Here is a 12,565-nt window from a genome sequence, read left to right on the forward strand (position 1 = left end):
TTTGCTGCTCAATTAGGCCATGTTTAAACGCTGTAACTCAGCGCCAGTCATGGATTTTTCAGGCAAGGACCGCACAGACGCCAAAGTGACAGCCAACGCAGTCGAACCTGGGCAACAGATCCGGGATCAGTAATAGGGACAGGAATGAAACGTTTTTTGATTCTGTTAGCCGTACTTGCCATCGCAGGTTGCGCCGCGACTTCGAAAACCGAGGTCAAGCGCGGAAAGAAGGGGCTGCATATCAACTGCTCCGGCCTGTCCTCCTCCTGGGACAAATGCTACGCCAGCGCCGCTACCTCCTGCGGCCCCAAAGGCTACAAAGTGATCGCCAAGTCCGGCGATACGGTGGAGGATCCGGGCGACTACCCCTTCGGCTTGAACCCCGCCGGCTACACCAGCCGCAGCATGATCGTCATCTGCAAGTAGGCTGCACCTGCCTACTGCACATCCTCCGCTGGTAACTGACGAACAATTTCGTCATGGCTCGATTTCAGAACCTGGCGCTGAATGTCTGGACTGACCAACATTCGCGCCACCACCAGCGCCCCCACACATTGCGACAGAATCGACCAGGCCAGGCTATCGCTGCCCAGGGTACGCGCCCAACTCTGCTGCAAGCGGCAAATCCACTCTTCTGCCTGCTGTCGAACCACCTCGTCCGCCCGTGAAATTTCCGCCCCCAAGGTCGGTAGCGCACAGCCTGTTTCAGGGCTCTCGACATGCGCCATGCTCAAATAGTGCTTGAGGCAGCGCTCAAGCCGCATCCGGCTTTGCTCGCCATCGGCGCCCAGACGTTCAAGGCTCTGGCTCAGTTCCCGTTCGACAATCGAACCGAACAGTTCATCCTTGGACGAAAAGTGGCTGTAGAACGCACCGCCACTCAGCCCGATCGCTTTCATCAGGCCATCGACCCCCACAGTCGAAAACCCTTCCTTTTTGGCTGATACAGCGCTGCTCTGCAGCAATCGCTCCCTGGTTTCCTGCTTGTGACTGGATGAATAACGCATGACACCCCTCTCCTCTCTTCACCTTGACGCTCGGCGAATCGTAGCATAACGTTCGTTTAGTTAACGACCGTTTACCAATAGAGCGATCCCACCATGACTACAGCCACAGAGAACAAGAAAGTCGTTTTGGTCGTCGGAGCCGGCGATGCCACAGGCGGTGCAATTGCCAAGCGTTTTGCCCAGGAAGGTCTTGTGGCCTGTGTCACCCGACGCAGCGCGGACAAGTTGCAGCCACTGGTAGAGGCCATCCAGCAATCGGGAGGCGAAGCCCACGGGTTTGCCTGCGATGCTCGAAAAGAGGAAGAAGTGATTGCCTTGATCGAACAGATCGAGAGCGAGATCGGCCCGATCGAGGCCCTGGTGTTCAATATCGGCGCCAACGTGCCGTGCAGCATCCTCGAGGAAACAGCGCGCAAATACTTCAAAATCTGGGAGATGGCCTGTTTCTCAGGTTTCCTCAATGCGCGGGAAGTGGCCAAGCGCATGGTCACTCGCAAACGCGGGACCATCCTGTTCACCGGGGCCACCGCAGGCTTGCGTGGCGCAGCGGGCTTTGCCGCTTTTGCCGGAGCCAAGCATGGCATCCGTGCATTGGCGCAAAGCATGGCCCGGGAACTGGGACCGCTGAACATCCACGTTGCTCATGTGGTGGTCGACGGCGCCATCGACACGGACTTCATCCGCAACAGTTTCCCGGAAAAGTACGCACTCAAGGATGAAGACGGCATCCTCAACCCCGAGCACATCGCCGACAACTACTGGCATCTGCACAGCCAGCCACGGGATGCCTGGACCTTCGAGCTGGATCTGCGGCCCTGGAACGAACGCTGGTAACCCCCTCCTCCACAACAATAAAAAGGGAGCATCACCGATGAGCAAGACCGTCGAGTTCTTTTTCGACCTGGGCAGCCCGACTTCTTACCTGGCCTACACCCAACTGCCGAAGATCTGTGCCCAGACAGGCAGCCAACTGATTTATCAACCCATGTTGCTCGGTGGCGTATTCAAGGCCACTGGCAACGCCTCGCCGATCAGCATCCCCGCCAAAGGGCGCTACACACTTCAGGACCTGGCGCGTTACTCCAGACGTTATGAGGTGCCGCTGGCGTTCAACCCGCACTTCCCGATCAACACCCTGCTGCTGATGCGCGCGGTGACCGGCATGCAGCTGCGACATCCGCAGCGGTTCGTTGCCTTTATCGACTGCCTGTTCCGCGCACTCTGGGTCGAGAAGCGCAACCTGAACGATCAGGCCACGGTGGCAGCGGTACTCAGTGAGGGGGGATTCGACCCGCTCGAGGTGCTGGCCCTGACCAACAATGAAGAGGTCAAGAACGCCCTCAAGGACAAGACCGAACAAGCCTTGCAGCGCGGCGTGTTTGGCGCGCCGAGCATGTTCGTCGATAACCAGTTGTTCTTCGGCCAGGATCGCCTGGACTTTGTCCTCGAAGCCCTGAGCTAAGCCAACAATTCGCGCTGCCGGCCCGAAGCCGGCAGCGCGATTTACGCTTAGAGGGTTGCGGTACGGGTATTCAGCCACTCCAGCGCCGCGCCTTGCAGCAACGGACTCAGGCGTCGACGCACTTCAGCGTGGTAGGCATTGAGCCACTCACGCTCGTCCTGGGTCAGCAGCGAAGGCTCCAGACAGCGGCTATCGATAGGGCACAGGGTCAGGGTTTCGAACTTGAGGAACTCGCCGAATTCGCTAGTGCCCGCCTCACGGTTCATCGCCAGGTTTTCGATACGCACACCCCAACGGCCCGGACGATAAGTACCCGGCTCGATCGAGGTGATCATCCCTGGCTGCATCGCGGTTTGCGGTGCTGGCGCCGCCTGATAGGCGATCACCTGCGGGCCTTCGTGGACATTGAGGAAGTACCCCACGCCATGGCCGGTGCCGTGCCCGTAGTCCACGCCTTCGGCCCAGATCGGCGCGCGGGCGATGGCGTCCAGCAGCGGCGACAGGATGCCCCGTGGGAACTGCGCCCGGGACAAGGCGATCACACCCTTGAGCACCCGCGTGCAATCGCGCTTCTGCTCGGCGCTCGGGGTACCGACCGGAACCATGCGGGTGATGTCTGTGGTGCCGCCCAGGTATTGGCCGCCGGAGTCGATCAGCAGCAGGCCATCGCCTTCGATCACTGCGTGCTCTTCTTCGGTGGCGTGGTAATGCGGCATCGCGCCATTGGCGTTGAACGCGGCGATGGTGTTGAAACTCAGGGACACGTAGCCGGGGCGACGGGTGCGGGCCGCAGTCAGGTGCTCGTCGATGGTCAGCTCGGTGATGCGTTCACGGCCCCAGGCCGACTCCAGCCAGGCGAAGAATTCGCAGAGCGCCGCACCGTCCTGCTCCATGGCCTGACGGATATGCTCGGCATCAGCCAGGCTTTTCTGGGACTTGGCCAATGTCGTCGGGTTCAGGCCTTCCAGCAGCTTCACGCCGCTACCGAGGTTATCCAACAAACCGGCAGTGACCCGCGCCGGATCCACCAGCAGGCTGGCGCCGTCGGAGATCGCACTCAGGGCGGCGGCCACTTCGCTGTAGTCACGCAGGCTGATGCCATCCTGCTCCAGCACGGCGCGCAAGGCGTCATCGACTTTGCTCAGCGCCACGAACAGCGTCGCCTGCTGCTGGCTGATCAGGGCGAAGGAGACGAATACCGGGTTGAACGAGACGTCGCCACCACGCAGGTTGAACAGCCAGGCGATGTCATCGAGGGTGGCGATGAAATGCCAGTCCGCGCCTCGCTCTTTCAGGGTTTCACGCAACTTGCCGAGCTTCTCGACCCGGCTGACCGTGGCCTGGGGCGGCAAATGCTGATAGATCGGCTGATCCGGCAGGCTCGGGCGATCGCTCCAGACTTCGTTCAGCAGATCGATATCGGTGCGCAGGCGAGCACCACGCTCCTGCAGCTTGTTGCCCAGGGTTCGCGCCGAAGCCACCGCCATCACCGCGCCGTCGACCGCGACCACGCCCCCTTCCGGGGTCTGCTCGGCCAGCCAGTCCAGCGGACCGGGCTGACCCGGCAACAGTTTGACCAACTCGATACCGCTGCCCTTGAGTTCCTTGGTCGCCTGTTCCCAATAACGGCTATCGGCCCAGACCCCGGCGAAATCCGCCGTCACGATCAGGGTGCCGACCGAACCGTGAAAGCCCGACAGCCACTGCCGGCCTTGCCAGTAACCGGGCAGGTACTCCGACAGGTGCGGGTCGGCCGACGGCACCAGCAGGGCATGAATGCCCTCGCGGCTCATCAGCTCACGGGTGCGCGCCAGGCGCTGGGGGACCACTCCATTGGTCAAGGGCTGCGTACTCATTGTGTCTCCTGCTACCAGGTGAATCATTGTTATTGGATACCGAGGATATCGACCCTCAGGGTTGGGCAACCGCCCAGAACGCCGGTGCACTGGCGGATGAAGCCTTGATCAGTTGGACGGCCTGATCGATGTCCTGCTCGGTGGTGAAACGCCCCAGGCTCAGGCGGATGGTCCGCCCCGCCGCCCGGGCGTCGAGCCCCAGCGCCAGCAATACATGGGACGGCGCATTGCTCGCCGAGTTGCAGGCCGAGGTCGCGGAAAACGCGATAGAGGCACTCAGGGCCGCCGGGTTGAACTCCCCTTCACCGAAGGTAAGGCTCAAGGTATGGGGAATGCGTTGGGCCGGGCTGCCGTTCAAGCGCAGCCCCGGCACATCGCCCAATTGTTCGAGCAGGCGCTCGCGCAGACGGGCGATGGTCGCCGCCTCTTCGTCGAAGTGTTCGGAGGCCAGGGCAAAGGCGGCGCCCATGGCGGCAATCTGATGGGTCGCGAGCGTCCCGGAGCGCAAACCGCCCTCATGGCCGCCGCCGTGGATCTGCGCCTGCAGGCGCTGCTGCGCGCGAGGGCCGACGTACAGCGCGCCGATGCCCTTGGGGCCGTAAATCTTGTGGGCGGAAAAGGACATCAAGTCCACCGGCCACTGCGCCAGGTCGATCGCCACCTTGCCCGCGCCCTGGGCCGCGTCGACATGCAGCAGCGCCCCGCGCTCGCGGACCACGCGGCCAATGCCCGGGATGTCGTTGAGCGTGCCCAGTTCGTTATTGACCAGCATCAGCGACACCAGAAAAGTGTCGTCGCGCATGGCCTCACTGACCGCCTCGGGCGTGATCAGCCCGTCGCTGTCCGGCACCAGGTAAGTCACTGCCACGCCGGCGGCCTGCAGTTGGCTGGCAGTGTCGAGAATGGCCTTGTGTTCGATCTGGCTGGTGATGATGTGCCCGCCGGATACACCCCGGGCCTGGGCCACGCCCTTGAGCGCCAGGTTGTTGGATTCGGTGGCGCCGGAGGTCCAGACGATCTGCTCGGGCGCCGCGCCCACCAGCTGGGCGACCTGCTGCCGCGCCAGCTCGACGCTGCGCCGGGCCTGTTGGCCGAAGGCGTGGGAACTGGACGCTGGATTGCCGAAGTTACCCTTGAACCCCAGACATTCCACCATCACCTGAATGACTCGCTCATCCACCGGCGTGGTGGCGGCGTAGTCGAAATAGAGAGGACGTTTATTCATCGCAAAAATACCCGCAGAGCCTGTTCCAGGATCAAGGTTCGCTCGGTGCCGAACGCTGATACGCGCCCTTTCGGCAACGCAAAAACGGCAGACCGTCAGCAATACCCGATCGGATGCAGTTAAAGAAGAACAACTTCATTTAAAAGTGCGTAGGAACGCTCCCGAGGGGCAGCTTAACAGGCTCCGGGAGCCGGGTTAAGCGAGGTTCGGCCAAGGGGCCAAAGAACACAGCGAGAGGCGGGAAAATCATCACAGAGTTTTGCCGACTGCCATTGGCAGTTCGTCAGCCTCTGCGGGCAGGGCTGCGACAGATCGACAACTCAGCTGGCACGGCCATGCAGGGTCACGCTGTGTTCGGCGTTCATTTCGCCCTGCTGGTCGAAACCGTAGGTCCGTTGCGGGGCAAGCAGCTCGGCCTTCTTCTGCTGGTATTCGTCAAAGGACAACCCGCGCCGGTTCAGTGCTTCCAGCGCCAGTTCGCGGGTTTCCTCGGCGGTATATGGGCGCGATTCCGGGCCCGGCTGGCTGGCACAACCGGCCAGCACCGAGGTGACGACAAGCAGGGAAAAGACGAGCGAAGGGTTCATGGCAAAAGCTCCTGGATCTGGGCTGCGAGGCAATGAACACAGGCTACCGGCGCCCTTCCCGGGACAGAAATCATCACGCTCGATAGTGGCTATCGATTACTCCTATCGCGGTCCATATCACCCTCTTATATTTCCAAAAGAACTATAAATATGGAAATAAAGTATTTTTTAGGAATATCAGTAAGCCTTTATAACAGGCCCATCGCGCCGCCTGCTGTTGCCTGAGCAACTGTTCGTCAGGCAACAGCCAATCAACAAAACAGTGTCTTCCCAACAACAGCCTGATCCTGGAACAGCGCCACAAGCCTCGCCACTCAAGGCTTTGCGTCGCTGGTACAGCTCTTGCTCAAGCCCTGGGACTACTCACTGCTCGTTGAGCCCTGTTCAACAAAGGAACTGATCATGTCGCGTCCATTAAAAGTCGTTGCCCTGTCCGGTGGAACCTGGCGCCCCTCGCGCACCCTGGTGCTGACCCAGGCGCTGCTCGCCGAACTGGCGGGGCAATTGCCGATCGAGAGCAAGCTCATCGAACTGGGCGACATTGCCCGGCCGCTGGGCGCGGCCCTGTCCCGCCAGGAACTGGCGGCGGAAGTCGAAGCCGAGTTGCAGGCCATCGAAAGCGCCGACCTGCTGATCGTCGCAGCGCCCGTGTATCGCGGTTCCTACCCGGGCCTGCTCAAGCACCTGTTCGACCTGATCGACCTCAACGCCCTGATCAATACTCCGGTGCTGCTGGCCGCCACCGGGGGCAGCGAGCGTCACGCCCTGGTGCTGGATCACCAACTGCGGCCGCTGTTCAGTTTCTTCCAGGCCCTGACCCTGCCCATCGGGGTCTACGCCACCGAGGCCGACTTCGCCAACTACCAGATAACCAGCGAGCCCTTGAAGGCCCGCATTCGCCTTGCGGCAGAACGCGCCGCGCCCCTGTTCGGCGTGCATCCGAAAAATCTGCTGAAAATCGCTTAAGGACCTGTCATGGATGTTTTCTGGTTTCTTCCGACTCACGGCGACGGCCATTACCTGGGCACCACCCAGGGCGCGCGCCCGGTCACCCTCAACTACCTCAAGCAAGTGGCCCAGGCCGCGGACAGCCTGGGTTATCACGGCGCACTGATCCCCACCGGGCGCTCGTGCGAAGACTCCTGGGTGATCGCCTCGGCGCTGGTGCCCCTGACCGAACGCCTGCGCTACCTGGTGGCGATCCGTCCGGGGATCATCTCGCCGACCGTCTCGGCGCGCATGGCCGCGACTCTCGACCGGTTGTCCAACGGCCGCCTGCTGATCAATGTGGTGACCGGCGGCGACCCCGACGAGAACCGTGGCGACGGCAGCTTCCTCAGCCACAGCGAGCGCTATGAAGTCACCGACGAATTCCTGAGGATCTGGCGCCGGGTGCTGCAAGGCGAAGCCGTGGACTTCGAAGGCAAGCATCTGCATGTGCAGAACGCCAAGGCCCTGTACCCGCCGGTGCAGAAGCCCTATCCGCCGCTGTATTTCGGCGGTTCCTCGGACGCCGCCCATGACCTCGCCGCCGAACAGGTGGATGTCTACCTGACCTGGGGCGAACCACCAGCCGCCGTCGCCGAGAAACTCGCCGATGTGCGCGAGCGTGCCGCCCGCCATGGCCGCACGGTGAAGTTCGGTATCCGCCTGCATGTGATCGTGCGCGAAACCTCGGAAGAGGCCTGGAAGGCCGCGGACAAGCTGATCGAACACATCAGCGACGAGACCATCGCCGCCGCGCAGAAATCCTTCTCGCGTTTCGACTCCGAAGGCCAGCGGCGCATGGCTGCCTTGCACGACGGGCGGCGCGACAACCTGGAAATCGCCCCCAACCTCTGGGCCGGCGTCGGCCTGGTGCGGGGCGGCGCCGGCACTGCGCTGGTGGGCAACCCCGAGCAGGTGGCGGCGCGGATCAAGGAATACGCGGACCTGGGAATCGAGAGCTTCATTTTCTCCGGCTACCCGCACCTGGAAGAAGCCTATCGCTTTGCCGAGCTGGTGTTCCCGCTGCTGCCGGAACCCTACGCCAGCCTGGCCGGACGTGGCGTGACCAACCTCACCGGGCCGTTCGGCGAAATGATTGCCAATGATGTGTTGCCGAGCAAAAAAGCGGCTGGGGCTTGAGGCTGTTTATCGCCTGATAGAACGCTATCGCGGGCAAGCCTCACTCCTACAGATGAGCGTGCTTCTGTAGGAGCGAGGCTTGCCCGCGATGGAGCCCCGCCGCTCCCCCTGAGAGCCACCGATTTCACGGCCCGACAACCGGCCACCCAACGAGGAACACCGCGTGACTGCCAAGCCGCAAAGCGCCCTGTTGTCCCCCTTGCAGACCGCCCGCCAGCTGGCGGCCGAGTTTGCCCTGACCGCCGTCGAACGCGACGAGCGCGGCGGAACCCCGAAAGCCCAGCGCGACGCCCTGCGCCAGAGCGGCCTGCTGGCCCTGAGCATTCCCACCCAGTACGGCGGCCTCGGCGCCAGCTGGAGCGAGACCCTGAACATCGTCCGCGAGTTCGCCAAGGTCGACAGCTCCATCGCCCACGTCTTCGGCTTCCATCACCTGATGTTGGCCACCGTGCGCCTGTTCGCCCGCCCGGAACAATGGCAACCCTGGTTCGAACAGACCGCGCGCAAGAACTGGTTCTGGGGCAACGCCCTCAACCCGCTGGACACCCGTACCCTAGTGAAGAACCTCGGCGGTTGGCGCGAGTTTTCCGGCAAGAAGAGCTTCTGCTCCGGCGCCAGCGATTCGGAAATGCTCATCGCCTCGGCGGTCGACGAAAGCAACGGCGGCAAGTTGCTGATCGCCGCCATCCCCAGCGGCCGCAGCGGCATCACCCTGCACAACGACTGGAACAACATGGGCCAGCGCCAGACCGACAGCGGCAGCGCCAGCTTCGAGCGGGTGCGGGTCGAGGAATCGGAGCTGCTGCTGGACCCGGGCCCCTTGAGCACACCCTTTGCCTGCCTGCGTCCACTGATCGCCCAGCTGACCTTCACCCACATGTTCCTCGGCATCGCCGAAGGGGCCTTTGAAGAAGCCCGCCAGTACACCCTCACCGAAACCCGGCCCTGGCATAAGTCCAGCGCCCAAGAGGCCCATCAAGACCCTTATGTGCTAGGCCATTACGGTGATTTCTGGGTAGCTCTGGAAGGCATGCGCCTGTTGGTGGAACGCGCCGCGGACCTGTTGGACAAGGCCTGGGCCAAGGGGCCGAACCTCAGCGCCGAAGAACGCGGCCACCTGGCCACGGCCATCGCCACCGCCAAGGTCGCCACCACGCGCCAGGGCCTGGAGCTGTGCAGCCGCCTGTTCGAGGTCACCGGCGCCCGCTCCACCCACGCCTCCCTGCGCCTGGACCGGCATTGGCGCAACCTGCGCACGCAAACCCTGCACGACCCGGTGGATTACAAACTCCATGAGTTGGGCGACTGGGCCCTGAACCAGTCCCTGCCGACCCCGACTTTCTATTCCTAGCCTTCTGTTCCCGGAGCTTGTCCATGCAGCTTTTGACCTTACCGCCCTCGCCCGCCCTGGCCACCTCGATCCGGGCCACCGCCCAGGTGTTCGAAGACCCGAAATCCCAGGCCTTGCTGGCGCATCTGCAGCAGGTCGCGCCCAGCGAGGCCAGCGTGCTGATCATCGGCGAAACCGGTACCGGTAAGGAGCTGGTGGCGCGCCATATCCACAACCTCAGCGCCCGGCGCAACCGACCGTTCGTTGCAGTGAACTGCGGTGCGTTCTCCGAATCGCTGGTGGAGGCCGAGCTATTCGGCCATGAAAAAGGCGCCTTCACCGGTGCCCTCAGCGCCAAGGCCGGCTGGTTCGAAGAGGCCAATGGTGGGACCCTGTTCCTCGACGAGATCGGCGACCTGCCGATGGCGATCCAGGTGAAATTGCTGCGGGTGTTGCAGGAGCGCGAAGTAGTGCGCCTGGGTTCGCGCAAAAGCATTCCCATCGATGTGCGGGTGCTGGCGGCGACCAACGTGCAGCTGGAGAAGGCCATCAACGCCGGGCATTTCCGCGAGGACCTGTACTACCGTCTCGACGTGGTCAGCCTGGAACTGAGCCCGCTGCGCGAACGCCCCGGCGACATCCTGCCGCTGACCCGGCACTTTATCGAAGCCTACAGCCAGCGCCTGGGCTACGGCGCCGTGACCATCAGCAGCGAGGCCGAGCACAAGCTGCGCAGCTACAGCTGGCCGGGCAATATCCGCGAACTGGAAAACGTCATCCACCACACCCTGCTGATCTGCCGCGACGGCGTGATCGAGCGCGACGACCTGCGCCTGTCGAACATGCGCATCGAACGCCAGGACGACAGCCATCACAGCCACGACGACTCAGCCGAAGCCCTGCTGGAGCGGGCCTTTCACAAACTCTTCGAAGAACAGGCCGGCGCCCTGCATGAAAAGGTCGAGGATGCGCTGCTGCGCGCGGCCTACCGCTTCAGCCACTACAACCAGGTGCACACCGCCAACCTGCTGGGCCTGAGCCGCAACGTCACCCGCACCCGGCTGATCAAGATCGGCGAACTGGCGGTGAACAAGCGCCGTCCGCTGGAAAAACCCGGCCAGCACGAGCGCACCCTGCAACTGTCGATCTAGCTGGCCAAGCGGCAGTGCAGCGCGTTGTCCGGGCTGCGCTCGATGCTGCGCACCACCTGGAACGAGCCGAAGGTCACGGTCTTGGCCTGATAGGCGCGGATCAGGTGCCAGAAGTCCTGTTCGCCCTTCTCGAAACTCTGGAAAGCCGCCTCGCCGGCTTCCCGGGTTTGCCATTGCAGGTAGTTGAGCACCCGCCGGCCGTCGTCGCTGGCCAGCACGCTGCCGCTCAGGAACCCCGGGTAGCCCTGGGCCAGGCACTCGGTCTGCTCGGACAGCGCCGACACCAGGCCGGATTGTTGATGGGGTTCGATTTCGAATTCGATCAATTGCGTAAAACTGCGGTTTTGCTCAAGCGCACGCATGGCGAGTCCCCACTGACGGATAAACGGAATCTTGTGATTCGAAGGCCTGCAGGGTAAAACCTCCAGTTAAGTAAAGGTCAAGCAACTTTTGCTCATTCCCCACCCGCAGGAGCGCTGCATGCTCAGCCCCGAAACCGTGCACAAGGAACTTACCGTCGGCCAGGTGGCCGCCCGCAGTGGCGTAGCGGTCACGGCCCTGCATTTCTATGAAACCAAGGGGCTGATCAAGAGCAACCGCAACGCCGGCAACCAGCGCCGTTATCCGCGGGAAGTGCTGCGCCGGGTGGCGCTGATCAAGGTGGCGCAGCGCCTGGGCATTCCCCTGGCCGAGATTGGCCAGGCCCTGCGCAGCCTGCCGGACCACCGCGCACCGACAGCCGCCGACTGGAAGCGGCTGTCCGAGCAGTGGAGCCATGAGCTGGATGAACGGATCAAGCAACTGACCCTGATGCGCGACCGCCTCAATGGCTGCATCGGCTGCGGTTGCCTGTCGATGGAAGCCTGCCCGCTGCGCAACCAGGGCGACCAACTGGGCGAACGCGGCCCGGGCGCACAATTGCTGGAAACCAACTGATCCCGCAACCCGTTGCCCCCGTAGGAGCGAAGCTTGCTCGCGATGGCGCCCTCACAGACGCACCGCACAGCAAGGGCTGACTCAGAAACCCGGAGCGATCTGGCCCTTGTAGCGGGTCAGGATGAACTGGCGCACCGCGTCGGAGTTCAATGCCTTGGCCAGTTTCTGGATGCCCGGATCCTTGATGTTGTCCGGCCGGGCCACCAGGAACTCGATGTACAGGTCCTTGCCCTTCTCCACGATCAGCGCGCTGTTGGTGTCGATCCCGGCTTCCAGGGCGTAGTTGGCGAAGACGAACGCCAGGTCCACCTGGCTCACCGAACGCGCCAGCAAGGCGCCTTCCAGTTCACGGATCTTCAAGTGCCTGGGGTTGTCGAGGATATCGCGCTGGGTGGCCAGGGTATTGCTCGGGTCCTTGAGCTTGATCAGCCCGGCTTCGTGCAGCAGCACCAGGGCGCGACCGGCGTTCACCGGGTCGTTGGGAATCGACACGCTGGCCCCATCCTTGAGTTCGGCGATGCTGTTGATCCGCGTCGAATAGGCACCGAACGGCTCGATATGCACGCCCACCACCGGCACCAGATCGGTGTGCCGGGTCTTGTTGAAATCATCGAGGAACGGCCGGTACTGGTAGTAGTTGGCGTCGAGGTTCTTCAAGGCCAGTTGCTGGTTGGGCTGGATGAAGTCGGTGAACACCTTGATGTCCAGGTCCACGCCTTCCTTGGCCAGCTCGGGTTTGACGAATTCGAGGATCTCCGCGTGGGGCACCGGAGTGGCGCCCACCACCAGTTTCTCGTTGGCGTGAACGCTCAAGGACAGCACAGCGGCCAACAGGGCCAGGGTCTTTTTCATGGGTTGCTCCTAAGGCAGATACAGACAGCCGT

At 62.8% G+C, this 12,565-nt stretch carries 14 protein-coding genes; 8 read left to right on the top strand and 6 right to left on the bottom strand.

Features of this window, described 5'->3' with window-relative positions; translation table 11 throughout:
• Positions 1 to 144 precede the first annotated feature (144 nt).
• Entirely contained in the window at positions 145 to 426 is a 282-nt protein-coding gene (locus C4K38_RS22255) for a hypothetical protein (RefSeq protein ID WP_009050041.1), read from the top strand.
• 11 nt (positions 427 to 437) lie between these two features.
• Here the strand turns inward: C4K38_RS22255 and C4K38_RS22260 are convergent, their stop codons facing one another.
• Positions 438 to 1,007 (bottom strand): TetR/AcrR family transcriptional regulator, encoded by a 570-nt coding sequence (locus tag C4K38_RS22260; protein WP_053280235.1) that lies wholly within the window; start codon positions 1,005 to 1,007, stop codon positions 438 to 440.
• 93 nt (positions 1,008 to 1,100) lie between these two features.
• On the opposite strand from C4K38_RS22260, the gene C4K38_RS22265 reads away from it, so the two are divergent.
• Together C4K38_RS22265 and C4K38_RS22270 are read left to right on the top strand one after the other, a co-directional pair.
• On the top strand, positions 1,101 to 1,841 hold the full coding sequence (locus C4K38_RS22265; RefSeq protein WP_053280236.1) for an SDR family oxidoreductase: 741 nt from the start codon (positions 1,101 to 1,103) through the stop codon (positions 1,839 to 1,841).
• Positions 1,842 to 1,878: 37 nt separating this feature from the next.
• Complete coding sequence (locus C4K38_RS22270) at positions 1,879 to 2,469, top strand: 2-hydroxychromene-2-carboxylate isomerase (RefSeq protein ID WP_053280237.1); 591 nt, start codon at positions 1,879 to 1,881, stop codon at positions 2,467 to 2,469.
• A 47-nt stretch (positions 2,470 to 2,516) separates the two neighbouring features.
• Here C4K38_RS22270 and C4K38_RS22275 read toward each other — a convergent pair whose 3' ends face one another.
• The 3 genes from C4K38_RS22275 to C4K38_RS22285 all read right to left on the bottom strand — a co-directional run bounded on the left by C4K38_RS22275 (position 2,517) and on the right by C4K38_RS22285 (position 6,137).
• Entirely contained in the window at positions 2,517 to 4,325 is a 1,809-nt protein-coding gene (locus C4K38_RS22275; RefSeq protein ID WP_053280238.1) for an aminopeptidase P family protein, read from the bottom strand.
• A gap of 55 nt (positions 4,326 to 4,380) precedes the next feature.
• Positions 4,381 to 5,550, bottom strand: coding sequence for a cysteine desulfurase family protein (locus C4K38_RS22280; protein ID WP_053280239.1), 1,170 nt, complete (start codon positions 5,548 to 5,550; stop codon positions 4,381 to 4,383).
• A 320-nt stretch (positions 5,551 to 5,870) separates the two neighbouring features.
• Complete coding sequence (locus C4K38_RS22285; RefSeq protein ID WP_053280240.1) at positions 5,871 to 6,137, bottom strand: hypothetical protein; 267 nt, start codon at positions 6,135 to 6,137, stop codon at positions 5,871 to 5,873.
• 402 nt (positions 6,138 to 6,539) lie between these two features.
• Between C4K38_RS22285 and msuE the strand changes: the two genes are divergently transcribed.
• The 4 genes from msuE to C4K38_RS22305 all read left to right on the top strand — a co-directional run bounded on the left by msuE (position 6,540) and on the right by C4K38_RS22305 (position 10,745).
• Positions 6,540 to 7,103, top strand: a complete 564-nt coding sequence (msuE, locus tag C4K38_RS22290; RefSeq protein ID WP_009050048.1) for an FMN reductase — start codon at positions 6,540 to 6,542, stop codon at positions 7,101 to 7,103.
• A gap of 9 nt (positions 7,104 to 7,112) precedes the next feature.
• Positions 7,113 to 8,264 (top strand): FMNH2-dependent alkanesulfonate monooxygenase, encoded by a 1,152-nt coding sequence (gene ssuD / locus C4K38_RS22295; protein ID WP_053280241.1) that lies wholly within the window; start codon positions 7,113 to 7,115, stop codon positions 8,262 to 8,264.
• A gap of 163 nt (positions 8,265 to 8,427) precedes the next feature.
• Positions 8,428 to 9,615, top strand: coding sequence for an acyl-CoA dehydrogenase family protein (locus C4K38_RS22300; protein WP_053280242.1), 1,188 nt, complete (start codon positions 8,428 to 8,430; stop codon positions 9,613 to 9,615).
• 23 nt (positions 9,616 to 9,638) lie between these two features.
• Positions 9,639 to 10,745: a sigma-54 interaction domain-containing protein gene (locus tag C4K38_RS22305; protein WP_053280243.1), complete on the top strand. Its 1,107-nt coding sequence runs from the start codon at positions 9,639 to 9,641 to the stop codon at positions 10,743 to 10,745.
• Here the strand turns inward: C4K38_RS22305 and C4K38_RS22310 are convergent.
• Complete coding sequence (locus C4K38_RS22310) at positions 10,742 to 11,107, bottom strand: antibiotic biosynthesis monooxygenase family protein (protein ID WP_025805401.1); 366 nt, start codon at positions 11,105 to 11,107, stop codon at positions 10,742 to 10,744. The genes C4K38_RS22305 and C4K38_RS22310 overlap by 4 nt on opposite strands.
• A 118-nt stretch (positions 11,108 to 11,225) precedes the next feature.
• On the opposite strand from C4K38_RS22310, the gene soxR reads away from it, so the two are divergent.
• Positions 11,226 to 11,681 carry a redox-sensitive transcriptional activator SoxR gene (gene soxR, locus C4K38_RS22315; protein WP_053280244.1) on the top strand — a complete coding sequence of 152 codons (456 nt, stop codon included), beginning with the start codon at positions 11,226 to 11,228 and terminating at the stop codon, positions 11,679 to 11,681.
• Positions 11,682 to 11,762: 81 nt separating this feature from the next.
• On the opposite strand, the gene C4K38_RS22320 is transcribed toward soxR, so the two are convergent.
• Positions 11,763 to 12,533, bottom strand: a complete 771-nt coding sequence (locus tag C4K38_RS22320) for a MetQ/NlpA family ABC transporter substrate-binding protein (RefSeq protein WP_053280245.1) — start codon at positions 12,531 to 12,533, stop codon at positions 11,763 to 11,765.
• Between the last annotated feature and the right edge of the window lie 32 nt (positions 12,534 to 12,565).

The organism is Pseudomonas chlororaphis subsp. piscium (genome assembly GCF_003850345.1).
Taxonomy (GTDB): Bacteria; Pseudomonadota; Gammaproteobacteria; order Pseudomonadales; family Pseudomonadaceae; genus Aquipseudomonas; species Aquipseudomonas piscium.